Origin of the sequence: Actibacterium mucosum KCTC 23349 (genome assembly GCF_000647975.1) — a bacterium.
GTDB lineage: Bacteria > Pseudomonadota > Alphaproteobacteria > Rhodobacterales > Rhodobacteraceae > Actibacterium > Actibacterium mucosum.
The window spans coordinates 248,131-271,737 of the sequence record NZ_JFKE01000003.1; the positions used below are offsets into that span (position 1 = coordinate 248,131).

General features: G+C 61.9%; 24 protein-coding genes. 4 read left to right on the forward strand and 20 right to left on the reverse strand.

Translation table 11 applies throughout. The annotated features are described in order from the left end of the window. Positions 1–109: 109 nt before the first annotated feature. Positions 110–286, reverse strand: coding sequence for a hypothetical protein (locus tag ACMU_RS19580; RefSeq protein ID WP_169737933.1), 177 nt, complete (start codon positions 284–286; stop codon positions 110–112). 324 nt (positions 287–610) lie between these two features. On the opposite strand from ACMU_RS19580, the gene ACMU_RS07790 reads away from it, so the two are divergent. Next, positions 611–1,150: an adenine phosphoribosyltransferase gene (locus tag ACMU_RS07790; protein WP_035258135.1), complete on the forward strand. Its 540-nt coding sequence runs from the start codon at positions 611–613 to the stop codon at positions 1,148–1,150. Here the strand turns inward: ACMU_RS07790 and ACMU_RS07795 are convergent. The 12 genes from ACMU_RS07795 to coxB all read right to left on the reverse strand — a co-directional run bounded on the left by ACMU_RS07795 (position 1,147) and on the right by coxB (position 11,468). Next, positions 1,147–1,563 (reverse strand): globin domain-containing protein, encoded by a 417-nt coding sequence (locus tag ACMU_RS07795; RefSeq protein ID WP_035258138.1) that lies wholly within the window; start codon positions 1,561–1,563, stop codon positions 1,147–1,149. The genes ACMU_RS07790 and ACMU_RS07795 overlap by 4 nt on opposite strands. 64 nt (positions 1,564–1,627) lie before the next feature. After that, positions 1,628–3,049, reverse strand: coding sequence for an FAD-binding oxidoreductase (locus tag ACMU_RS07800; protein ID WP_035258140.1), 1,422 nt, complete (start codon positions 3,047–3,049; stop codon positions 1,628–1,630). Positions 3,050–3,104: 55 nt separating this feature from the next. Then, a complete protein-coding gene (locus ACMU_RS07805) occupies positions 3,105–3,932 on the reverse strand; it encodes an MBL fold metallo-hydrolase (protein WP_035258754.1) in 828 nt (275 codons plus the stop codon). Between the two features lie 49 nt (positions 3,933–3,981). Continuing rightward, entirely contained in the window at positions 3,982–4,566 is a 585-nt protein-coding gene (locus ACMU_RS07810; protein WP_035258143.1) for a GNAT family N-acetyltransferase, read from the reverse strand. After that, positions 4,566–5,828, reverse strand: coding sequence for a M16 family metallopeptidase (locus ACMU_RS07815; protein ID WP_035258146.1), 1,263 nt, complete (start codon positions 5,826–5,828; stop codon positions 4,566–4,568). The genes ACMU_RS07810 and ACMU_RS07815 overlap by 1 nt, the downstream gene beginning before the upstream one ends. Then, positions 5,825–7,216, reverse strand: a complete 1,392-nt coding sequence (gene thrC, locus ACMU_RS07820; protein ID WP_035258149.1) for a threonine synthase — start codon at positions 7,214–7,216, stop codon at positions 5,825–5,827. Before thrC ends, ACMU_RS07815 begins: the two co-directional genes overlap by 4 nt. 14 nt (positions 7,217–7,230) lie before the next feature. Continuing rightward, positions 7,231–7,896 carry an SURF1 family protein gene (locus tag ACMU_RS07825; RefSeq protein WP_035258151.1) on the reverse strand — a complete coding sequence of 222 codons (666 nt, stop codon included), beginning with the start codon at positions 7,894–7,896 and terminating at the stop codon, positions 7,231–7,233. An 83-nt stretch (positions 7,897–7,979) separates the two neighbouring features. Beyond that, the gene (locus tag ACMU_RS07830) at positions 7,980–8,828 is read right to left on the reverse strand and encodes a cytochrome c oxidase subunit 3 (RefSeq protein ID WP_035258154.1); all 849 of its coding nucleotides are present in this window, start codon (positions 8,826–8,828) and stop codon (positions 7,980–7,982) included. Positions 8,829–8,857: 29 nt separating this feature from the next. Continuing rightward, complete coding sequence (locus tag ACMU_RS07835; RefSeq protein WP_268870861.1) at positions 8,858–9,451, reverse strand: cytochrome c oxidase assembly protein; 594 nt, start codon at positions 9,449–9,451, stop codon at positions 8,858–8,860. Beyond that, entirely contained in the window at positions 9,448–9,612 is a 165-nt protein-coding gene (locus ACMU_RS19585; RefSeq protein WP_035258156.1) for a hypothetical protein, read from the reverse strand. Before ACMU_RS19585 ends, ACMU_RS07835 begins: the two co-directional genes overlap by 4 nt. Next, the gene (gene cyoE / locus ACMU_RS07845; RefSeq protein ID WP_035258158.1) at positions 9,609–10,547 is read right to left on the reverse strand and encodes a heme o synthase; all 939 of its coding nucleotides are present in this window, start codon (positions 10,545–10,547) and stop codon (positions 9,609–9,611) included. Before cyoE ends, ACMU_RS19585 begins: the two co-directional genes overlap by 4 nt. Positions 10,548–10,598: 51 nt before the next feature. After that, a complete protein-coding gene (gene coxB / locus ACMU_RS07850; protein ID WP_035258160.1) occupies positions 10,599–11,468 on the reverse strand; it encodes a cytochrome c oxidase subunit II in 870 nt (289 codons plus the stop codon). 171 nt (positions 11,469–11,639) lie between these two features. Between coxB and tldD the strand changes: the two genes are divergently transcribed. After that, positions 11,640–13,061, forward strand: coding sequence for a metalloprotease TldD (gene tldD, locus ACMU_RS07855; protein ID WP_035258162.1), 1,422 nt, complete (start codon positions 11,640–11,642; stop codon positions 13,059–13,061). Between the two features lie 75 nt (positions 13,062–13,136). Continuing rightward, entirely contained in the window at positions 13,137–14,309 is a 1,173-nt protein-coding gene (gene dprA / locus ACMU_RS07860) for a DNA-processing protein DprA (protein ID WP_035258164.1), read from the forward strand. On the opposite strand, the gene ACMU_RS07865 is transcribed toward dprA, so the two are convergent. Beyond that, positions 14,306–14,746, reverse strand: coding sequence for a hypothetical protein (locus tag ACMU_RS07865; protein WP_035258165.1), 441 nt, complete (start codon positions 14,744–14,746; stop codon positions 14,306–14,308). The genes dprA and ACMU_RS07865 overlap by 4 nt on opposite strands. Before the next feature lie 122 nt (positions 14,747–14,868). Here ACMU_RS07865 and topA point away from each other — a divergent pair, with 122 nt between their 5' ends. Continuing rightward, positions 14,869–17,466, forward strand: a complete 2,598-nt coding sequence (gene topA, locus ACMU_RS07870; RefSeq protein ID WP_035258168.1) for a type I DNA topoisomerase — start codon at positions 14,869–14,871, stop codon at positions 17,464–17,466. A 27-nt stretch (positions 17,467–17,493) separates the two neighbouring features. On the opposite strand, the gene ACMU_RS07875 is transcribed toward topA, so the two are convergent. Genes ACMU_RS07875 through ACMU_RS07900 form a run of 6 tightly spaced genes read right to left on the reverse strand, consistent with a single transcriptional unit; the run spans position 17,494 to position 23,606 of the window. Then, positions 17,494–18,708, reverse strand: coding sequence for a CaiB/BaiF CoA transferase family protein (locus tag ACMU_RS07875; RefSeq protein WP_035258170.1), 1,215 nt, complete (start codon positions 18,706–18,708; stop codon positions 17,494–17,496). Further along, positions 18,705–19,856: an extracellular solute-binding protein gene (locus ACMU_RS07880; protein ID WP_081805446.1), complete on the reverse strand. Its 1,152-nt coding sequence runs from the start codon at positions 19,854–19,856 to the stop codon at positions 18,705–18,707. The genes ACMU_RS07875 and ACMU_RS07880 overlap by 4 nt, the downstream gene beginning before the upstream one ends. Continuing rightward, the gene (locus ACMU_RS07885) at positions 19,853–20,728 is read right to left on the reverse strand and encodes an SMP-30/gluconolactonase/LRE family protein (protein WP_051588162.1); all 876 of its coding nucleotides are present in this window, start codon (positions 20,726–20,728) and stop codon (positions 19,853–19,855) included. The genes ACMU_RS07880 and ACMU_RS07885 overlap by 4 nt, the downstream gene beginning before the upstream one ends. After that, positions 20,725–21,765: an ABC transporter ATP-binding protein gene (locus tag ACMU_RS07890; RefSeq protein WP_035258172.1), complete on the reverse strand. Its 1,041-nt coding sequence runs from the start codon at positions 21,763–21,765 to the stop codon at positions 20,725–20,727. The genes ACMU_RS07885 and ACMU_RS07890 overlap by 4 nt, the downstream gene beginning before the upstream one ends. Then, on the reverse strand, positions 21,766–22,848 hold the full coding sequence (locus ACMU_RS07895; protein WP_051588164.1) for a hypothetical protein: 1,083 nt from the start codon (positions 22,846–22,848) through the stop codon (positions 21,766–21,768). It lies immediately after the preceding gene. Then, positions 22,845–23,606, reverse strand: a complete 762-nt coding sequence (locus ACMU_RS07900) for an SDR family NAD(P)-dependent oxidoreductase (protein WP_035258174.1) — start codon at positions 23,604–23,606, stop codon at positions 22,845–22,847. The genes ACMU_RS07895 and ACMU_RS07900 overlap by 4 nt, the downstream gene beginning before the upstream one ends. Position 23,607: the final 1 nt, after the last annotated feature.

The window sequence follows — 23,607 nt, forward strand, 5'->3', positions numbered from 1 at the left end:
CTTCGCGCGGAGGAGAGTTGCGCTTGCGCTATCATGTATGCGTACAGATTGGTAGGCCCCCGCCGCGGTGCAGCGCCCCGCGTGGCCAAATTGACAATAATCGCGTAATCTATTCGTCTTGGGCGTGGTTTTTCAGGAAATCACGAATGAACGCGCGGATCTCGCGCGCGGCACTTGTGTCCAGATCATTGCACAGCTGCACGAAGGCATCACGCTGTTCCTTATCCAGTCGCAGCACCAGCTGGCTGTCTTTTTTATTCTTCTTCTTTTCGGTCTTCTTGGACATTTTCGTAGCGCGGCCTTGAATTTAGTGCATGCAATGTATATACATAGTGCATGCGTAGTAGATGCAGTGAGTATCGGTATTTAGTACAGAAAGGAAAGAAAAAATGATCTTACAGGCCGCAAAAACCATGTTGGTGCATGATCAGATGGACTGGAACAAGCCACATCTGCGTTGGATTCCCAGCTGGAACTACCGCTTGTTTCGCCAAGTAACTGGCAAATAACAAAGAAATGCGCGGGCCGTTCGCGGCCCGTCGCATTGACGGTTGCACGCCCTGCGCCCATGGGCCACGGTGCCCGCGTATGAACGCACAAGGCCGGGCCGATGAACAGCAAAGCTTCTGTCAAAGACTATATCCGCACCATCGTTGATTTCCCCCACGAGGGCATCATGTTTCGCGACGTGACGACCCTGTTTGCCGATCCGCGCGGGTTTCGCATGGCCATCGACCAGATGCTGCACCCCTATGCGGGTGTAAAAATCGACAAGGTTGTGGGGCTGGAAGCACGCGGGTTCATCCTGGGCGGTGCGATTGCGCATCAGTTGACCGTTGGCTTTGTACCTGTGCGCAAAAAGGGCAAGTTGCCCGGCACCGTGATCAGCCAAGACTACAAGCTGGAATATGGCGAGGCGATTGTCGAGCTACACGACGACGCGATCGAGGCTGGCGAGCGCATTCTGGTGGTCGACGACCTGTTGGCCACGGGCGGCACGGCCGAGGCCGGGATCAAGCTGATCGAACGGTTGGGCGGCGAGATCGTCGGGTGTTCGTTCATCATCGACCTGCCCGATCTGGGCGGCCGCAAGAAGCTTGAGTCGCTCGGCGTGGACGTACAGGCCCTGTGCGCTTTCGAAGGGCTTTAGGCCGCGTCTGCGGCGCCTTCCTGCATGACGTTGCTGACAAAATCCAAAAGCCCACGCCAGGCCCGATCATGGGCAACGTCCCAGGCGCTGCCCAAGGTGGTTTCAAGCGTTTCGATGATTGTATCCACAACCAGTTGGTAATCCGCCTGAGACAACCCCATTTGCGCATGCGACGCGCCCAGCTGCTTCAACGGTTTGATCAGCTGCGACGGCGTGTCGAACATGTTCACCGCAGTGACCAGCGTTGTGACCAGTTTGGCCTGCTGCGCCGACATGTCATCGGCGAACAGGCCCCGCATTTCGGGGCGTTTCGCAAACAGACGATCATAGAACCCCCGCGCAAAGGCATCCGCGTCGGTGCGGACAACCTGAAAACTATCGCGAACGGTTTGCACACGGCCTTTATGAGCCATCGGATCCTCGGGGCAGAACTGTGGAAAGACCTGACCACTGTGCCCACAAGGTCTGAATGAGCCGTTAATGCCCTTGGGCCAGCATGGCACCGGGGTTCATGATGCCGTTAGGGTCCAGCGCCGCCTTGATGGCGCGCATGGCAAACAGTTTGCCCGGATCGCCATAGGTTTCCAGATCGCCGGTTTTCATGCGCCCGACCCCGTGTTCGGCACTGAATGACCCCGCCATTGCGTGCACGTGGTCATGCACAATCTTTGTGGCCTGCTTGCGGATGTTGTCATATGCGTCACGGGATTGGCCTTGGGGCGGGAACAGGTTGTAATGCAGGTTGCCGTCGCCCAGATGACCGAAGCAGTTGATGCGGAACGGCGCAAGAGCGGCCAACGCGGTGCTGCAGGTTTCGATGAAGTCGGGAATTGCGGAAAGGGGCAGCGAGATATCGTGCGACGCGATGGAGCCGATGCGCTTGTTCGCTGCCGGGATGGTTTCGCGCAGGGCCCACAGCGCGGCACTTTGCGCCTGCGAATGGGCGACAACGCCGTCGCTGACCAACCCCGCCTCGGCCGCTTGTTCAAAGAGCGCTTCCAACGCGGCCTGTGCGTCGCCCCCGCCAGACAGGCCAAGCTCGGTCAGAACCGCCCATTGCGGCGGCCGGGCAAAAGGCTGTCGCAGGTCGGGAAAATGCTCGGTCAGGAAATCGAATCCGGTGCGGCCGATCAATTCGAAGGCCGAGATCGCCTCGCCCGCAACATCGCGGGCCAGCGCCAGTAGGTCCAAAGCGGCGGCAGGGCTGTCGACAACAAAAAGCGCCGTCATGCGGTTGGCCGGCTGCAGGAAAAGCTTCAGCGCGGCGGCGGTAATGATACCCAGCGTGCCCTCGGCCCCGATCAAGAGATTGCGCAGGTCATAGCCGGTATTGTCCTTGCGCAGGCGCGTCAGCCCGTTGAACACGGTACCGTCGGGCAACACCGCCTCGATCCCAAGGCACAGATCGCGCGCGTTGCCATAGCGCAGCACGTTCAGTCCGCCCGCGTTGGTCGACAGGTTGCCCCCGATGCGTGTTGACCCCTCGGAGGCCAGCGACAAGGGAAAAAGGCGGCCAACCCGTTCAGCCTCGGCTTGCACGTCGGCAAGGATCATCCCCGCCTCGACCACCAACACATTCTCGCGCGGGTCTGCAGGGCGGCGGATGGCGCGCATGCGCTCCAGTGACAGGACCACGGGCGCCGGTCCGTCGGGCTGTATTTGCCCGCCCACAAGACCGGTGCCGCCGCCATAGGGCACGACGCCAACGCGCGCCGAATTGCAGGCGCGGATCAACGCAGCGACCTCTTCGGTGGTAGCCGGGGCCAGAACCGGTGCAGGCACGCCATGGAACCGTCCGCGTGGCTCTTCGAAATAGCCCGGTGTAGGCGCGCGAAAGCACGCCGCCGGCAGCAGCGATTGCAGATGGGACACAAAGGGAGGATCGGCAGCGTTCAGCATGGGACTTCTCCGGGGTTTGGGCATGGTTCAATCACGCCCGGCGCCGCGGGGCAAGTCAGTCCTCAGGGCTGCGCAGAAAGGCGGGTTCCAGCACAAACACCGTGGGCCTGCCCGGCAAGGTGTTCAGCGACACGGTCAAGTCACTTTGCCCTGGGCGCACCTTGTCGAACCCATCGGGCACGCCGTCAAGAAACTGCTGCAACGAAAACTCGGAAAACCAGTGCATGGGAATGATGATTGATGACCGCAACCGCCCCACGACCTTTAGCATTGTAGGCAAATCCAATGTCATGCCCCCATCCACGGGCGCCATCACGACGTCCAGTCGCCCGATGGCCGCGTATTGCGCGGCGTCGGGTTCGTGATGCAGGTGCCCCAGATGGCCGATGCAAAGGCCCGCGACCTCGAACACGAAGATCGAATTTCCGGCAACACGGCGTTCAATGTCGAACCGCCCGCGCGTGTCGGTGGGGATGTTTCGCACCAACATCTCGCCCAGATCCAGATGGTGGTCGGCGGCTAAGCCGTCCTTCGCCCACCCTTCCAGCACGTGCGGAATGGCCGGATCGGGGAAGGCCGTCCAATGCGAGGAATGCGCGTTGTTCATGCTGACAACGTCGGGGATCTTGGCCCCCACACCGATAAAGCCGGTATAATCCGTCGCCGCAGTCAACCCACCGGCGGTTTCAAGCAAAAAGGTGGAGTGATCCACATAGTTCAGCCGCACCGTCTCGGCCTGCAACGGGTCACCATAGGCCGCGCGGTGCACGAAATGCAGCGCCGGGTTGGCGTCGGCCAGCGCGATGCAATGGCTGGGGGTACGTTCCTGTGCGGACAAGGCCGCAGGCAGGGTCAGGCACAGGGTCAGGGCAAGTCGGAACAACATGGGCAAACCTCCGTGCTGCAGCCTAGCACAGGTTTGCCGGTTTCAATTATCCCGATTGCGTGCGTCCGCGCCGGTCGTTGCGCAGGCTGGAATACAGCACGTGATTGCGCCAGCGCCCGTCGATCTGCAGATAGCTTTGCGCGACGCCTTCATATTTGAACCCGCAGTTTTCCAGCACCCCGCGCGAGGCCGTGTTTTCCGGCAGGCAGGCGGCTTCGAGGCGGGACAGGTCCATGTTTACGAAGGCGTGGTGCAGGACGGCCAGAATGGTCTCGCTCATGTAGCCCTGCCGGGCAAATGGCTGCCCCACCCAATAGCCAAGGGTACCTGACTGCGCGGGGCCGCGGCGGATATTGTCCAGCGTGATCGCCCCAACGATCCGGCCATCCTGACGGCGTTCCATGAACAGCGGCACCGCCGTGCCGCCACTGATGGCGCGTTGCGCCCAGTAGACACGGTTGGTGAAGGATTTGCGCGTCAGGTGGTCGGGGGCCCATGCGGGCTCCCACGGGGTCAGGAAATCCCGAGACTGCCGGCGCAGGTCTGCCCAACCCTGAAAATCGGCGTGCTGCGGAGGGCGCAGCGTCAGGCGCTCGGTTTCGATCCGCACCTTCCGCCGAAAGCCAAGCATCAGGCCGCAAGCCCACCCTGCAGATCGGCCAGAGTAGGCGCAAGGTCAACCGGACCGTAAAGCGCCATGGCCATCGGAGCCTGCCCGGCAATGCGGGCGGCAAACGCGCGTAGCTGATCGCGCCCAACCGCATCGATCCGCGCAACCGTTTCGTCCAGATCGGGCACCCGATTCCAGATCGACACCAGCCGCGCAATACGTTCGGCCCGCGACGAGGGGCTTTCCAGCCCCATCAGCAGCCCGGCCTTCATTTGCGCACGGGCACGGTCCACCTCGGCCGATGTGACATCATCGCCGGCACGCACCAGCTCGTCCACGGTCAAGCGGGCCAGCGCATCGATCTGGTCGCCCGACGTGCCGGCATAAAACGTCATCATGCCAGTATCGGCATAAGCGCCGGCCTGTGCGAAGATCGAATAACATAGCCCGCGTTTCTCACGCACTTCCTGAAACAGGCGCGAAGACATGCCGCCGCCCATGACGCTGGCATAGATCTGAGCCGCATAAAAATCATCGTCGCGGTAGCCCGGCGATTCGAGGCCCAGAGTAAAATGCACCTGCTCCAGTGGCTTTACCTGCCGACGTTCGCCACCGGCAAAGACGCCGGGTGCCAGTGCGTGATCGGCCACAGGTTTCAGATGACCAAACAGCTGTTCCGCCATTTTCACGATCTGGTCGTGGTCCACAGCACCAGCGGCCGACAAGATCATGCGCGACGGGGCATAGTGCTGTTTCACGAATCCAAAAAGGTCTTCGCGCGAAAAACTCGAAACGCGTTCCGCCGGGCCGAGGATTGACCGGCCCAATGCCTGATCGGGATAGGCGGCTTCTTGCAGCCAGTCGAACACCACATCATCGGGCGTGTCCATGACCTGACCGATTTCCTGCAAGATCACCCCGCGTTCGATCTCGATCTCGGCGGGGTCAAAGACCGGGTTCAGCACGATGTCCGAGATCACGTCCAGCGCCAGCGGCACATCGGCCTGCAAAACGCGGGCGTAATAGGCTGTCATCTCGCGGCTGGTATAGGCGTTGATATAGCCGCCCACGTCCTCGATCTGTTCGGCGATCTGCAAGGGGCTGCGGGTGGCGGTGCCTTTGAACGCCATATGCTCCAGAAAATGCGCGATGCCGTTCTGCGGCGCGGCCTCGTGCCGCCCGCCAGCCGTTACCCAGATGCCCAAAGCGGCCGATTTCAACCCGGGCATGTGTTCTGTAACAACCCGAAAGCCGTTGGAAAGCTGGTGAATTTCTACGGTCAAGCCCGTCGCCTTTCGTTGATCAGGGCCTCGATCGCGGTCAGGTCATTTGCCACGCGGGTCACCCGTTCAGACCGCTCATACATGTCCGCCATCCGATTTGGAAGAGGCGGGCGCGTTCCGGTGGCCGCTTCGACCGCATCGGGGAACTTGGCCGGGTGTGCGGTGGCCAGGGTGATCATTGGCGTGGCACTGGTGGGCAATTCCGAGGCAACCTTGACACCCACCGCCGAATGCGGGCACAGGATCTCGCCATTTGTCTTGAACTGCGTGGCGATGGTGGCGCTGGTTTCCTCTTCGGATGCGCGGCCCGAGGCGAAGGTTTCCGACAGCACCTGCATGGCGCCCTGGCTGATCTGGAACCCGCCATCGGATTTCAATTCGTCCATCAACTGCGCCACCGCACCGCCGTCGCGGTCATAGGCGTCAAACAACGCGCGTTCGAAGTTCGAGCTGACCTGAATATCCATCGACGGGCTGATCGACGGCGTGACGCCCTGGGTGACATACCCCTGCCCGCTGAGCGCGCGGTGCAGGATGTCGTTCTGGTTGGTGGCCACCACCAGCTGGTCGATGGGCAGGCCCATGCGCTTGGCGATATAGCCCGCAAAAATGTCACCGAAATTGCCGGTGGGCACGGTGAAGCTGACGGCGCGGTGCGGCGCGCCCAGCGACACGGCCGCGGTGAAGTAATAGACCACCTGTGCCAGAACACGCGCCCAGTTGATCGAGTTCACACCCGCCAACCCCACGGCATCGCGGAACTCGAAATGGTTGAACATGTCTTTTACGCGGGCCTGGCAATCGTCGAAATCACCATCCAGTGCCAGCGCGTGCACATTGTCCTCAACCGGAGTGGTCATTTGGCGGCGCTGCACCTCGGACACGCGGCCATGGGGGAACAGGATGAAGACATCCACATTGTCCAGCCCCCGGAACGCCTCGATCGCGGCGGACCCTGTGTCGCCCGAGGTGGCGCCGGCAATGGTCACCTTCTTGCCCGACCGCGCCAGAGAGGCTTGAAACAGCTGACCAATCAGCTGCATCGCGAAGTCTTTGAACGCCAGCGTGGGGCCGTGGAACAGCTCCAGCAGATAGTGGTTTGCACCCAGCTGAACCAAAGGCGCGCGGGCGTCGTGGCCGAAGCCTTGGTAGGCACGCGCGATGATGGCGCGGAATTCATCATCGGTGAAGGCGTCGCCGATAAACGGGCGCATGATGGTAAACGCGGCCTCTTCGTACGAGGCACCGGCCAGTTCGGCAATCTGCGCATGGGTCATCTGCGGGATGGTTTCGGGCACGTAAAGGCCGCCATCGCGGGCCAGCCCGGTCATCATGGCTTCTTCAAAGCTCAGAACCGGGGCCTGCCCCCGGGTCGAAACATACCGCATCGCGCGACATCCCTTCAGTCTGTTTGCCGCCTGATACGCCAGACAAACAGCGCTGTCATCCCCAGCCAGACAAATGCCAGCGAAAACCACGTAATTGCATAGTTCAGATGGTCGTTCGGAATACCCTCGGTGCCCACGGGCCAGGGATCCACCCCCTGCCCCGTGTCGCTGCGCGCCACCACCAGGATCGGCGCGGTGTTCAGCGCGGCGGCCATCTGGTCGATATCGCGGGCGAACCAGATGTTTTGGGCCGGGTCATTGTCGGGCGTGGCGTTCGAACGTTCGTCGGGGATATGCACATTGCCGGTCACCGTCAGCCCGGTCTGCGCCGGGCGGCTGTCATCCCGTGCATCCAGCGCCACAAAGCCACGGTCCAGCAGCACACGCTGCCCCGACAGGCTGTCGTCCATCGCCACGATCACCCGATACCCCGCGCCGACCAGTTTACGGCTGACCAGAACATGCAGCTCTGACGCCGCGAGGTCGCCTTGCAGGCGCACGGGCTGATACTTGTTGGGGGCATCGCCCAAAGGCACGGGATCGGCGGAGATCTTTGCCTCGATCTCGGCCAACACCCCCTCTTTCCATTCCAACCGCTGCATCTGCCACAGGCCCAGCGAGATGAGGGCCGCCGCCCCGGCGAGCCCGAAGATCAGCGGAAGGATGGCGCGGCGCAGCATGGTTCGAGTCCCTTAGACAAACAAAGCGCGAAGCATCGCTCCGCGCTTTGGGCATTTAATCAACGGGCGTCGCCCGGCGGGCGTTACTGACCCCAGACATAGATGGCGGCAAACAGGAACAGCCACACAACGTCAACGAAGTGCCAGTACCACGCAGCGGCCTCGAACCCGATGTGCTTTTCCTGCGTAAAGTCGTTTTTCATGGTCAGACGCAGAAGGCAGACAAACAGGAACACCGTGCCGATGATCACGTGCGCACCGTGGAAGCCGGTGGCCATGAAGAAGCTGGCGCCATAGACATTCCCGGCAAAGCCAAAGGCGGCGTGGGAATATTCGTAGCCCTGGAAGAAGGTGAACAGCACACCCAGAGCGATAGCCAGGATCAGACCGTTCTTCATGTCGGTCTTGTTGTTGTCATGCACCAGCGCGTGGTGCGCCCAGGTGGCCGCACAACCCGAGCACAGCAGGATCAGCGTGTTGATCAGCGGCAGGTGCCAGGGGTCAAATGTCTCGATCCCCGCGGGCGGCCAAACGCCATCAATTGCGGGGCTGTCAGGGCCCATCGGGTACAGCGCGTGCTTGAAGAAGGTCCAGAACCACGCGAGGAAGAACATGACCTCGGACATGATGAACAGGATAAAGCCATAGCGCAGGCCGATGCGCACAACGGGCGTGTGGTCGCCGGCGCGGCTTTCGGCCACAACGTCCGACCACCATGTGAACATGACATAGAGGACAGCAATCAAACCAGCCAGGAAAAGAAACGGCCCGGAGATTGTCAAAGGCGTACCAAACAGAAGACCCAGCACTTCGATGCCGCCGGTCATCCAAGCGACGCCGCCCAACAACATAAAAAACGCCCCAACAGCGCCGATCAAAGGCCAGATCGACGGGTCGATGATGTGGTAATCGTGGTTTTTTGCGTGCGCCATGGCAGTCAGGCTCCCTCGTTTAAGCCGTGTTATTGGGTTGCGGTCCGTGGCCCGGTCAGGTCCACGGCAGCATCTGTCTGTGCAAGCTCCTCAGGAAGCTCGATTTGATGAAACGTATAGCTCAGCGTGATGGTGTGGACAAACTTGCCCTCGTCATCGTCAACAATCGCCGGGTCAACGTAGAAGGTCACGGGCATCTGCACCCGTTCGCCGGGTTGCAGCACCTGTTCGGTAAAGCAAAAGCAATCGATCTTGGTGAAATACCCACCCGCCGCATAAGGCGCGACGTTGAAGGCGGCACTGCCGGCGATGGGCCGGTCTGTCGGGTTGTAGGCCTCGTAAAACGCCAGCCCGGTTTCACCGATTTTCACATCCATCTTGCGCTGCACGGGTTTGAATTCCCATGGCATGTCACGCTCTTTCGAAGCGTCGAAGCGCACGGTTACGGTCTTGTCCAACACCGCGTCGGCACCCTGTTCGGACACCAAAGGCGTGCCGCCATAGCCGGTGACGCGGCAGAACAGATCGTAAAGCGGAACCGAAGCCCATGCCATGCCGCCCATGAACAGGATCACGCCAGCCAGTTGCATCACGGTGCGCTTGGGGTTGGGGGCAACGCTCACTCGCTGGCCTCCTGCGCAGATTCGTTGCCCGGGCCGATCTCGCCCACGCGAACGATGGTCATGCCAAAGATCAACACAACAAAGCCCGCCAGAACGGCAAACAGGGCCATGTTGCGGCCAAAGCGGCGCTTGTGCAATTCGTGGTCGTCGCGAAAGCTCATGCCAGCAACTCCCACCCGAACCCGGGAACAAGGTTTTGCACCATGAGCGCCAGGAAATGCAGGAACAGATAGGCCAGCGACAGTTTGAATACCGATTTCTCGGTCGCATAACCGTCGGCCTCGGCCTGCGCCTCGTCCCGGCGCCAGATGTCCCATGCGCCTTTCAGGAACAGGGCGTTCAACAGCAATGCGGTGCCCATGTAGACCGGCCCGCCAATCGAAGTCACGCCCAACGCCAGAGCAAACGGAACCAGTAGAACGGTGTAGACAAGGATATGCGCGCGGGTGGCCTTGCGCCCGTGGGTCACGGTCAGCATCGGCACGCCGGCATCCTTGTAATCGGATTTCATGAACAACGCCAAGGCCCAGAAATGCGGCGGCGTCCACATGAAGATCAGCATGAACATCAGCACGCTTTCGACGCTGACACCGCCGGTGGCCACGGCCCAGCCGATCATCGGCGGGAAGGCCCCCGCCGCGCCCCCGATGACGATGTTCTGCGGGGTGGAGCGTTTCAGCCACATCGTGTAGATCACGGCGTAAAAGAAGATGGTAAAGGCCAAAAGGCCCGCCGCCAGCCAGTTCGAGGCCAGCCCCAGCATCATCACCGACAAGCCCGACAGCGCCAGCCCCACGGCCAGCGCCTCGTCTGCGGTCACGCGGCCCGAGGGGATCGGGCGGTTCCGAGTGCGTTTCATCACCCGGTCGATATCGGCGTCCCACCACATGTTCAGCGCACCGGACGCGCCGCCGCCAATGGCGATGAACAGGATCGACGCAAAGGCGAGCAACGGGTGCACATGCACCGGCGCCACAAGCAAACCGGCCATCGCGGTGAACACCACCAGCGACATCACGCGGGGCTTCAGCAGGGCGATATAGTCGCCGAACTGCGCTTCGCCGCTTTGGGCCAGGTTCGAGGTTGCGTCGGTCATTTGCTACCTTTTCGAGAAGGGTGGCGCAGGGCGGCCTGCGCCGCCCCGATCTTAGTCGGCCGAGGCCAGCTGTACGTTTTGCGGCACGCCGGTCTGTGCGCTTGCCGTGCGCGACAGCCATGCATCGTATTCATCCTGCGTTACCGCCTTGACGGTGATCGGCATATAGGAGTGATCCTTGCCGCACAGCTCGGAACACTGGCCGAAATACACGCCTTCCATGCCTTCATCCACTTCGAACCACAGCTCGGCCAGACGGCCGGGCACCGCGTCCTGCTTCACGCCGAAGGCCGGGATGGTCCATGCATGGATCACATCGGCACCGGTGACCTGCACCACAACGGTTTTGCCGGTGGGAACAACAACAGTGGTGTCCGTTGCAAGCAGATAGTGTTCGGGCTCATAGCCATAATCAGCCAGATCTTCCTTGGGCAACATGAAGCTTTCGAACTCCACGCCCTCGTCGACATATTCGTAACCCCAGTACCACTGGTACCCGGTGGCCTTGATCGTCACGTCGGCAACCGGGATCTCCTGCTGTTTGAACAGCACCGGCAGCGAAAAGGCGCCGATCACGATCAGGATCAGGATCGGGATCAGGGTCCAGGCGATTTCCAGCGGCGAGTTATGGGTGAACTTGGCAGGGGTCGGGTTGGCGCGCTGGTTGTAGCGCACGACGCAATAGCCCAGCAAGACGACTACAAAGATCGTGATCACGGTGATGATCACAAGGATCAGGCTGTTGAGACCTTGCAGATCCCGGGCAAGCTCGGTCGCGGCGGGTTGGAAGCCGAGGGCGCCCGGTGTCGGTACACCGATCACGTCCAGCCCTTCAATCCCGTCCTGCGCCGCTGCTGTCTTGGCGCTGATTCCTGCCGCAGCCATGGCCGAAAGGCCCGAAAACAAGTTCGAAATCCGCATGTTTTTTTCCCGTTCGTAGCGCGACAAATGCCGCCGGCGGGCCCGGTTTGGCCGGTACCCGTTGTGTTTCGCGGCCCAAAAACCATATTAGGCGAGGTGAAACAAGCAAATCTGTTGCGGCATTGGGCCGCGATTTGCGACAGATCAACGACACAAAGGTTCGCACGCCTCATGAGCTATGCCCCCTTCGACCCGTTTCAGACCAAACTGGACCGTGAAACCACGCTGACACAGTTGCGCGCAGGGCTTGAAGGGGCTGACGATGGCGAACTCTTCCTTGAACGGCGTCGGTCCGAGTCGCTGGTTCTGGATGATCGGCGCATCCGGACGGCCAATTACGACGCGTCCGAGGGATTCGGCCTGCGCGCGGTTCGTGGCGAGGTTTCGGGCTATGCCCATTCCACCGAGATCAGCGAATCGTCGTTGCGCCGCGCGGTCGAGACCGCACGACTGGCTGTTGGCGATGGCGGCGGCGTCATGGCCCCCGCTCCGCAACCAACGAATACGCGACTATATACGGATGCCGATCCTGTCAGTGCCGCACCGTTCGGCGTAAAAATCGACGTCCTCAAAGAGATCGATGACTTTGCCCGAGGTCTGGACAAACGCGTGGTGCAGGTTTCGGCCACCTTGGCGGCCAGCCTGCAAGAAGTGTTTATCATGCGTGCCGATGGGCATCTGGTGTCGGACACCCGCCCGATGAGCCGGCTGAACATCTCGGTCATCGTGGAAGAGAACGGCCGCCGGGAAAGCGGCGGGGCCGGCGGTGGCGGGCGCTACGGGCTGGACGGCCTGATTGCGCAGGACCATTGGCAACCTGTTGCGCGCGAAGCCTTGCGCATTGCCCTGGTCAACCTGTCCGCCGAACCTGCGCCGGCCGGCCAGATGGACGTGGTGCTTGGGCCCGGTTGGCCCGGTATCCTGCTGCACGAGGCCGTGGGTCACGGGCTGGAAGGCGATTTCAACCGCAAAGGCACCTCGGCCTTTGCCGGGCTGATGGGCCAACAGGTGGCTGCACCGGGTGTCACGGTGCTGGACGATGGCACGATCCCGGATCGACGCGGATCGATCACCGTGGACGACGAAGGCACGCCATCAGGCAAGAACGTTCTGATCGAGGACGGCATCCTGGTGGGGTACATGCAAGACCGCCAGAACGCACGCCTGATGGATGTGGCCCCAACCGGCAACGGGCGTCGCGAAAGCTTTGCCCACCCGCCCATGCCGCGCATGACCAACACCTACATGCTGGGCGGCGATGCCGACCCGAAGGACATCTTGGCCGATCTCAGGGATGGCATCTATGCGGTGGGCTTTGGCGGTGGTCAGGTCGACATCACAAACGGCAAATTTGTCTTCTCGTGCACCGAAGCTTATCGCGTGAAGAACGGCAAGGTCGGGGCGCCGATCAAAGGTGCGACGCTGATTGGCGACGGTCCGGCGGCCATGCAGCAGATCCGCGCCATCGGCAACGACATGTCTCTGGATCCCGGTATGGGCAATTGCGGCAAGGCGGGGCAATGGGTGCCTGTGGGGGTGGGACAACCCACCCTGCTGATGGGCGGGCTGACGGTTGGCGGCTCGGCGGCGTGAGACGTGAAAAAAACGCGAACATCGGGATTATGGTAACCACGCGTTAACCCTCTTTCGCCAAGACTGGCTCCACGAATGAGCGGAGCTGCGCGACCAGTGGACACATATTCTTCCACCCACCCTCTCGCACCACCCACCCAGGAAGAGGACCTGGTGGCGTGGCTTCGGCTCATTCGGTCGCGCCGTGTTGGCGCGACCACCTTTTACCGCCTTCTGAGCGAACACGGATCGGCGCAAGCAGCACTGGACCATTTGCCCGAAGTCGCCCGAAACGCAGGGGAAAAGAAATACACCCCTTATCCCGAAACCCTTGCCATTCAGGAATTGGCCCAAGGCCGCGCAAGCGGTGCCCGGTTGGAAGCTGTCGGGGCTGTCAGCTATCCACCGGCATTGGCGCAGATCACCGACCCGCCACCACTTTTGTGGATACGCGGCGACGCGGCCCTGACCCGGCGCCCGATGGTGGCGCTGGTGGGGGCGCGCAACGCCTCGTCTCTGGGCACGCGCATGGCGCGGCGACTGGGCGGAGAGTTGGGCGAAGCCGGGTTTGTCGTGGTTTCGGGCCTGGCCCGCGGGATCGACACCGCCGCACATCTGGCGGCCCTGCCACACGGGACTGCGGCGGTTCTTGCCGGTGGCGTGGACGTGATTTACCCCGCCGAGAATGCCGCCCTGGCAGACGACATTGCCAAATCGGGGCTGTTGATCTCGGAACAGCCCCCGGGGCTGCAACCGCAGGCGCGCCATTTCCCGCGCCGCAACCGCATCATCTCTGGCATGGCGCAAGCCGTCCTTGTGGTTGAGGCAGCGGCAAAATCCGGCAGCCTGATCACCGCGCGCGACGCGTTGGACCAGGGGCGCGAGGTGCTGGCCGTGCCGGGCCACCCGTTCGACGCCCGCGCGTCGGGGTGTAATATGCTGATCCGTGATGGCGCCACCTTGATCCGGGGCGTGGATGACGTGATTGAGTTGCTGCAGCCCGCGACAGCGCCGGTTCAACAGGACATGTTCGACCAACCGCCCGCACTGCCGGCCGAAACGCCGCCTGAACGGCCCCGCGCCCTTGCCGAAACCGCGCAGTTGCACCGCCAAATCCTTGACCGTCTTGGCCCCTCTCCACTGGCAGAGGATCAGTTGATCCGCGATCTGGCGCTGCCGGCACAGTCCGTGACCCCGCAATTGCTGACACTGGAACTGGAAGGGCGCATTCAGCGTCAGCCCGGTGGGCTGCTGGCACGGGTGAACTAGCAGACTTCGGGGATCACGGGTGAAAACCGCAGGCAAAGCGAGGGATCTGCCCACCATACGTCGGTTGCCCCGAACTCCCAATGCAATGCAACCCACAGCGCGCCCGATTGCACGTACAGCACTTGTAGCGCCACACCGTCCATATAGATCGGATCAAACTGCCCGCGCATAGCGGCAGGAGTTCGCGCAGGATCAATCACCGCGCCACCGGGGCGTTGCGGTGCCAAGGACGCGAAGGCGATCCCACCGGCGACACGCAGATCGTTTACGACAAACTCCACCGGCGCACCCAATGCCCATTCGGCATGCGGCCGAATTGCATTCATCAGGTCGCTACGCGTGGCGCTGCCGCGCTCTGGCTCCTGCCACCCTTGCGCCGCGCCCATTTGGGCCAAAAGAACAACTGAAACCAATGTTAGAATTCGACCGATCTTCATCCTGTTTCCTCATCCATTCCACGCGCAAAGGTTGTTCCGGGCGATTGCCCGCATTGACAATACCCGCTGTCGCGCCACATGTTGCCGCGCCAAGGGGACTGCCCCGAGTCGAAAGGAATTCTATGCCCGTCGTTGTTGTTGAGTCCCCCGCGAAAGCGAAAACAATCAATAAATACCTGGGGCCTGACTACACCGTTTTGGCGTCTTACGGCCACGTGCGTGACCTGCCGCCCAAAGATGGCTCGGTCGATACTGAGAATGCTTTTGACATGAAATGGGAGGTCGGCACTGACAGCCGCAAACATGTCAAAGCCATCGCCGACGCGCTGAAGGATGACAACGCGCTGATCCTCGCAACCGACCCCGACCGCGAGGGCGAGGCGATCAGCTGGCACCTGGAAGAGGCGCTGCGCAAACGCCGGGCCATCAAGAAGGACACACCCGTCAGCCGCGTGGTGTTCAACGCCATCACCGAGGCCGCCGTGACCGACGCAATGAAGAACCCGCGCGCCGTGGACGAGCCGTTGGTACATGCCTATCTGGCGCGCCGGGCGCTGGACTATTTGGTGGGTTTCAACCTCAGCCCGGTTTTGTGGCGCAAGCTGCCGGGGGCCAAATCGGCGGGTCGGGTGCAATCGGTCTGTCTGCGCCTAATCGTCGAGCGCGAGATGGAGATCGAGGCCTTTCGTCCCCGCGAATACTGGTCGGTTAAAGCGCAGCTGGCCACGCCGCGCGGCCAGACCTATGAGGCGCGCCTGACGGTTCTGGGCGGCCAAAAGCTGGACCGCTACGATATCGAGAATGAAACCGCGGCCGAACTGGCGGTGCAGGCGATCAACAGCCGCGAGCTGACGGTCAAATCGGTTGAGGCCAAGCCCGCCAACCGCAACCCCAGCCCGCCCTTCATGACCTCGACCCTGCAGCAGGAGGCCAGCCGCAAGTTTGGCTTTGGCGCGCGGCAGACCATGAGCCTGGCGCAGCGGCTGTATGAGGCCGGGCACATCACCTATATGCGGACCGACGGGATCGACATGGCGCCCGAGGCCGTGGCCGCCGCCCGCGATGCCATTGGCGACCGTTACGGCAAGGAATACGTGCCCGACAGCCCGCGCATCTATAAAAACAAGGCCAAGAACGCGCAGGAAGCACACGAATGTATCCGCCCCACGGACATGACGCGCGATGCGGCGAACCTGCGGGTGGCCGATGACGACCAGCGCAAGCTTTATGACCTGATCTGGAAACGCACCCTGGCCAGCCAGATGGCCGGTGCGCGGCTGGAACGCACCACCGTGGATGTCAGCAGCGCCGATGGCCAAGTAGTGCTGCGCGCCACCGGTCAGGTTGTTCTGTTCGACGGTTTCATGCGGGTCTACGAGGAAGGCAAGGACGATGTTGTTGTCGATGACGACGACAAGCGCCTGCCCCAGATCACCCAAGGCGAAACCGCCGACAAACGCGCGATTTCCCCGGAACAGCATTTCACCCAGCCGCCGCCCCGCTACACCGAGGCAACGCTGGTGAAACGCATGGAAGAGCTGGGCATTGGCCGCCCGTCGACCTATGCGTCGATCGTGACCACCATTCAGGATCGCGGTTACGTTCTGAAGGACAAAAACCGCCTGAAGCCCGAGGATAAGGGCCGCCTGGTGACCGCCTTTCTGATGAACTATTTCCGCAAATATGTGGGCTATGAGTTCACTGCGAACCTGGAGACCGAGCTGGACGATGTCTCGGCAGGTGAACGCGATTATATCGACGTTCTGGGCCGTTTTTGGCGCGAATTCACGGCAGCGATCGAAGAAACGGCCGAGCTGCGCATTTCCGAGGTTCTGGACAAGATCAACGAGGTTCTGGCCCCGCATCTGTTCCCCCCAAACGAGGATGGCACCGATCCGCGCCTGTGCCCGAAATGCGGGGTTGGCACGCTAAACCTGAAAACCGCCCGGTCGGGTGGGGCTTTCATCGGCTGCTCGAACTACCCCGAATGCCGTTATACCCGGCCTTTGGGTGTGCCCAATGGCGACGATGGCAATGCCGAGCTGGACGGCAAGGTTCTGGGCCATGATGGCGAGGATGAGATCACCCTGCGCATTGGCCGCTTTGGCCCCTATGTGCAAAAGGGAGAGCCCACCGAAGAGGAGCCGAAACCACCGCGCGCCTCGCTGCCCAAAGGATGGGAACCGGCCGAGATCGATTTGGACCGCGCGCTGCAATTGCTGAGCCTGCCGCGCGAGATTGGCGCACATCCCGAGGATGGCGAACTGGTCGAGGCCGGCATCGGCCGTTATGGGCCATTTGTGAAACATGGCCGCCTTTATGCCAACCTGCCGGATGTCGAAGAGGTGTTTGTCGTCGGCATGAACCGCGCGGTCGAGCTGTTGGCCGAAAAGGCCAAGAACGGGCGCGGGCGTGGAAGCACGGCCAAGGCATTGAAAGAACTGGGCGAACACCCGCAGGACGGTGGCCCGGTAAACGTGATGGAGGGGCGCTATGGCCCCTATGTGAAATGGGACAAGATCAACGCCACCTTGCCGAAAGACATGGACCCCGCCACGGTGACCATGGAACAGGCGGTAGAACTGATCGCCGAACGCGCCGCAAAGAAGGGCGGCAAGAAAAAGGCCGCCCCCAAGAAGACCGCCGCCAAAAAGACCACGGCGAAAAAGACCGCGACCAAAAAGACGCCTGCAAAGAAGACAGCGGCCCAAAAAGACTAGGTCAGCGCGGGTATCAGAATGCCGGGGTCAGTCGCTGACCCCGGCCACCTTTTCAGCAATCAGCGTGTCGATCTGTGCCGAATCCAGCCCCAGTGTGGCCAGAATCTCGCGCGTATGTTCGCCAACCATGGGCGCGTGCCGCGTGATCGCGGGCGGCGTTTCTGACATGCCGATAGCCGGTCCGACCACACGGACATGGCCCGCCTTGGGGTGCTCATAGCCCTGGATCAGGCCCAGATGTTGCACTTGCGGATCTTCGGCCGCACCCAGATGCGATTTCACCTCGCCACACCAAATGTCGGCAGCCAACAGCGCCCGCAACAGGTCATCGGTCGACCATTTGCCGGTTTCGGCGGCCAGTTTTCGCCACACCTCATCTCGTTTGGTGAACAGAGTTTCGGGGTCGTCATAGGCCAGCAGGTCGTCATTGCCCAGCACGCCCACCAGCGTGGCAAAGGGGCTCATCGCGATGGTGACCCAGCCATCGGTGGTCGGATAGGTGCCAAAGGGCGCGTCCATGCCCGGATGACCTATGCCAGAATTGGGGCGCTGGAAATCTTCGTTGAAATTCATTGCCATAACCATTTCCTGGTTTTGATGCGCCAACATCCCGGCCAGCAGGTTGATGCGCACCTCCTGCCCTTTGCCGGACCGTTCGCGCCACAGCAGCGCGGACAGAATGCCGTAGACCATGTTCATGGCGCCCACCTGGTCCGAGAACCCCGCACCCACCGGCGTGGGCGGGTTGTCGGCCTGCCCGGTGGCGGCCATTACCCCGGTCAGCCCCTGGATCAGCATGTCCTGGCCCGGACGCGTCACATAGGGCCCGTCCTCGCCATAGCCTGAGCCCGAGCAATAAACGATTCGCGGGTTAACGGCGGCGAAGTCATCGTAGCCATAGCCCAGCCGCGCCATCACACCGGGGCGAAAGTTCTGCACAACCACATCGGCCTCGCGCGCAAGGTCCATGATGATGTCGCGCGCGCGCGGCTCTTTCAGGTTCAGGGCCAGACTGCGCTTGTTGCGATTCCAAGCCAGGAAGTTTGGGCTTTCACTGCCGCCGACCCACTTGTTGCGAAACGTGAGCGAGCGGAACAGGTCGCCTTTGCCGGGCCGTTCGATCTTGATCACATCGGCCCCCAGATCGGCCAGCAATTGCGTGGCAAACGGGCCTTGCAGAAGGTGAGAGAAATCGAGGATACGCAGGCCGCCAAGCGCCTGCGGTTGGGATGCATCGGTCATGTTGCCGGTCCTCTGTTGTCGTCAAGTTCACCACGTGCGGCAATTCGGGCGCGGTGCCATTGGTTCTTGATGGTTTGAATGGTGTTCGGGATCGGGGTGCCTGCCGCCAGTGCCTCGCGGATCACGGCGGCGGCGGCGTTCTGGAAAGCGATATAGCCGTCAAAGCGCGGGCGCAGCAGCGCGGTTTCTGCAGTTTGCAACGTGCCCGCATAGAAATCTCCCCAATCGGCATTCACGTCGGCATCACGCCAAGCCGTGCGCGCCGAAGGTTGGCCGCCAAAAGCCGGGATCAAGGCGGTTTGTGTCATGGTCTGCATCAGCCACGCAACGTGATCCAGCAGGTCGCGGTCAGGTTTGGCGCGCTTGGTGAAGGCAATGCCAGTGCCCCCCAGCACGCCGCCGGACCCGCCGGGTTTGGCCAAGCTGTCGCCAAAACGGATCGCGTGGCCGTGGGGACCCGGGCGCGCATAAGTAACGTAGCCAAAGATCAGTGGGATCAGCGCGATGTCATGCCCCGCCGCCATGGTTTCCAGCAATTGGATCGGATTGGCATGTTCCGAACCCTTGGGACGTTGCGCGTAAAGGCGGTGCATGATGTCCAGCGCAACGCCCATCATTTCGCCGGGCAACAGGTCGTTGCCGCCGACCCTGTGCCCCTGCCCTGCCGCTATTGAGATCAGCGTCAGAAAGGCATGCGGCCCGCCCAGCGACTGGGCCACCGGTGTTTTTTCGGCAAGCGCCAAAACATCAGCCCAGTTGCCCGGTGCCGCGACGCGGTCGGCGCGCCAGGCCATAACCTGCGTGGCCACGTCCAGAGGCAAGGCCCAATGCACGCCGTTCCAAGCGTAAGAGGCCAACGAAGGCCCAACGCATTCTGCCTGCCATGCCGTAATTTGGCGGGCTTCATAGAGGTCTTCCAGCGGGATCAGGCACTGCTCTGCCACGGCTTCGCCAATATGGGGATGGTCCAGCACCAGCAGGTCGTGACGCGCGGCAAGATCGGCAATGGGCGCGCTTTCGAACCCTTCCAAGGGCTGTTTCGCCCATGTGATCAATGGCTTGTTGCGGGGCGCGTTCACCCTCCGCGCTGCCTCGGCCAAGGCGTCATAGCCGCGCGGGTGATCCCATGTGAGGCCCAGAAAGCTCATGTCAGGCTCCACAAGGCAGGCGCGCCAACATCCATCTGAACCTCGGTCAGGTGCCACCGGCCCAGATTGGCGGTGAACAGGCGGTCACCGTCAAAGGCGACATTGGTCGGGTGGCAGAAAGTATGCGCGGTCGTATCCTCGATCAGCAGATCGGTGCGCGAACCGTCGGGCGTGATGCGCAGCAGGCGCGAGGGCTCGTAGCAGCCGACGACCATGTTACCGGCGCCATCGAAAGCGATGCCGTCGGGCAACCCCGGCAGATCAGTTGCAAAATCCACGGCTTGTCCCGCGCGGCCATCGGGCCGGATCGGGATGCGGGTGATCTTGTGGCCAAAGGTTTCGGCAACGTAGACCGCCGGATCATCCCCCCGAAGGGCCAGACCGTTGGCAAATTGCATCGGCTGATCGTACCAAAGCCCACCCTCGCCCGTCACAAGGTCGAAGGCCCAGATACCCGGCCCCGACTGGCCGGACGCATAGCTGTCAGACACAAAGAGCCGCCCGCCGGCCGGGTCAATGGCCGGGAAATTGGGGATGCGTATGCCGGGTCGGGTGAACCGCCGCAGATTGCGGGTTTTCAGGCTCAGCCGGAACACAGCCGCGTGTTTCATATCGCAAATGAACAACGCCCGGTCGGCGTCAAAGGCCAGGCCCAGTGCGAAGCCTCCGGTCGAGGCGACCCGTTCCAGAACCGCGCCATCGGGCGAGATGCGGCAGATATCGCCATCCTGATTTCCCGCCCAGATCCAGCCATCGGGGCCCACGGCCACCCCTTCGGGATGGCTGAGCTTGGGGTCAGAAAACGTGCCGTCGAAGAACACGCGCGCCTTGTTCAGCGGCAGGATTGGTGACGTGTCGATCGCATAGCTCACGCGCGGCGGTCTCCGGTTTCGGCGTCAAACAGGTGCAACTTGGCCCGGTTCAGTGTCAGGCCAACGGGTGCCCCCATGGCGCGACCTTCGTCAGGACCGACTTTGGCGGCGACCAACCCGTCACCCACGCGGATGTTCAGCAAGGTGGAATCGCCCAGCAGCTCTGAGGAATAGACCGTCCCGGTCAAATCACCGGTGTCACTCACGCTGATGTTTTCGGGGCGAATGCCCAGTGTCACGGGACCTGCCGCGCCATCAACGGCAACCTGTCCGGCGGTATGACGGAACATGCCCTCGGCCAGGGTACCGGTGATCAGGTTCATCGGGGGGGAGCCGATAAAGCTGGCGACAAAGGTGTTGGCAGGGCGCGCATAGATCTCTGCAGGGGTGCCCATCTGTTGAATGCGCGCATCATTCAGGATGACGATCCGATCGGCCAGCGTCATCGCCTCGACCTGATCATGGGTGACATAGATCGTGGTGGTGGCCAGCTCTTTTTGCAGGTGTTTCAGCTCTGCCCGCATCACGGTGCGCAGCTTGGCGTCGAGGTTCGATAACGGTTCATCCATCAGGAACAATTGCGGACGACGCACGATGGCGCGGGCCAGCGCAACACGTTGCCGCTGCCCGCCGGACAATTCGGCAGGGCGGCGGGTGAGCAGATGGTCCATTTCCACCTTGCCAGCAGCCTCGGCCACTTTGTTTGCCCGTTCCGCCTTGGGAATGCGGGCAATTTTCAACGGATAGCCAATGTTCTCGCCCACGGTCATATGCGGGTACAGCGCATAGTTCTGGAACACCATGGCAAGGTCGCGGTCGCGTGCCGCCATATCATTTACGCGCTGCCCGCCAATCAGGATGTCGCCCGATGTCGGCTCTTCCAGACCGGCAACCAGCCGCATCGTGGTGGACTTGCCGCAGCCCGAGGGCCCCAGCAGGACCAGAAACTCGCCGTCTTCGATGCAGAGATTGAGGTTTTCCAGCGCCGTGTAAGCGCCAAAGTTCTTTTGCAGATTGCTCAGCTCTACCGTGGCCATTCAGCCGTCCTCCTCAAAGAAACCTGCGTGGAAAGGCAGGCCGTATTGCGCGCCATTTGATCCGGTCAGGATCAGATGCGCGCCATCGATTTCAATATTTTCAACCATGTCCCAACCCGCCGGCCGGGCGATGGCGCCGATGACATGGGGAATACGGTGTGTCGTACCCGGCGACAGATCAAACACCGTCGGCACACCCAGGGCGTTGACCGGGTTGGGACCGGCAGCGTTGGACCCTGGCTCTCCCCCCAGGGCGCGACCGTCCTCGATCCCGATCACGCCGGTATGCTGGCCGTTCCACGGGGCATAGTCGCGCGCGCCGTTGGAAAACCACAACATGGTAGACGGCAAAATGCGCGGGTGTTTCAGGACAAAAACGATGTCATCTTCGGCCTCGCGCAGTATCGCCGTCCAGCCAAGCAGGCTGTCTTCGGCCTCGATCATCACGACCATGTCCTCGTGCCGTGTACCGATGGGTTGGTGGGTCAGGTCCACGGTGCCACCATCGGCCGCCGGAAAGGCCGTCAGGTCTTGCGTCTGTACGCCCACGGCAAGGCGGTTGAACCCGGGATCCAATGGTGTTTTACGACCGCGGATCATGCGTTTGGGTGAGCAGCTAAGCCGCCCCCGCCCGGCAAGCCGTGTCATAGGATGATGAGCGACGGGCAACTTGCCCTCGCCACCTTCGATCCAGTGTTCCTGATAGATCAACGGGGCGTCTGCACCGAGCTGAACCCGTTTGCGAACCGTCGCGCCAAGGATCGGAAAGGCAGAGCGCATGGTGACCTGCGCAGCCTCACGCGCCTCAATGTCCCAAGGGGAATTGGCAGTGTGGCCGTGGTTGGGAACTCCATCGATCTCGCTGCCCCCGAATGGTGCGCAGAAAAAATCGCCGCCCAGCCGTTTCTCGATGGGCAGTAATGATGGATCAGCCTGAATGGCCGGGTCATCCACCCAAGGCGCGCGGTTCAATGGCGCGATAAGGCGTTCGCCATCGGTCAGGAACACCTCGAACAACTGCCCCAAAGCCGGGTCGATGGTGATCGAACCGTGGTTGTTGGAAAGGGTGAACATCTGGCTCATCGTTCTGCCTTCATGGCAAGGCCACCATCCACACGGACCACCTCGCCGGTGATGAACCCCGCTTTGTCCGAAGCAAGAAAAACCGCTAGCTCGGCAACCTCTTCCGGCTGCCCAAACCGGCCCAGCGGGTGCGCCGCGTTCCATGTTTCGATCAGTTCTTCGGCATCCGGACGCGTCGCAAATATCTTTTCGTTCAGGGGGGTCATGATCGTGCCCGGGGCCACGGCGTTGACGCGAATGCCCGCCGGGGCCAGATCGACCGCCGCCTGTACCGTCAACGCGTTTACCCCACCCTTGGCTGCCGCATAGGCCGGCCAGCCGCGAAAGCCGCGCAGCCCCTGGACCGACGACATGTTCACCACTGCCCCTCCGCCACGCGCGCGCATCATCGGCACGCAGACCCGCATGGCGCGCCAATATCCCGTCAGGTTGGTGTCGATGACCGTGGTCCAACGATCCTCGTCAATCTCGTCGACCACGCCGTCCAGCGCGATGGCGGCATTGTTGATCAGGATATCGACGCCACCAAAAACGTCAGCGGCCGTATCTGCCATGGCCTGAACTGCGTTCATGTCGCGCATGTCGGTGGCCACGAACCGCGCCCTGTCGCCCAGTTGGGCAGCAGCGGCGGCCCCTTCTTCGGCGTTGACATCCGCCACAACAACCGAGGCACCGCGGGTATACAACATCTGCGCGCAAGCAAAGCCAATTCCCATGGCCCCGCCGGTGATCACGGCTGTTTTGCCTTCAAATTCCATC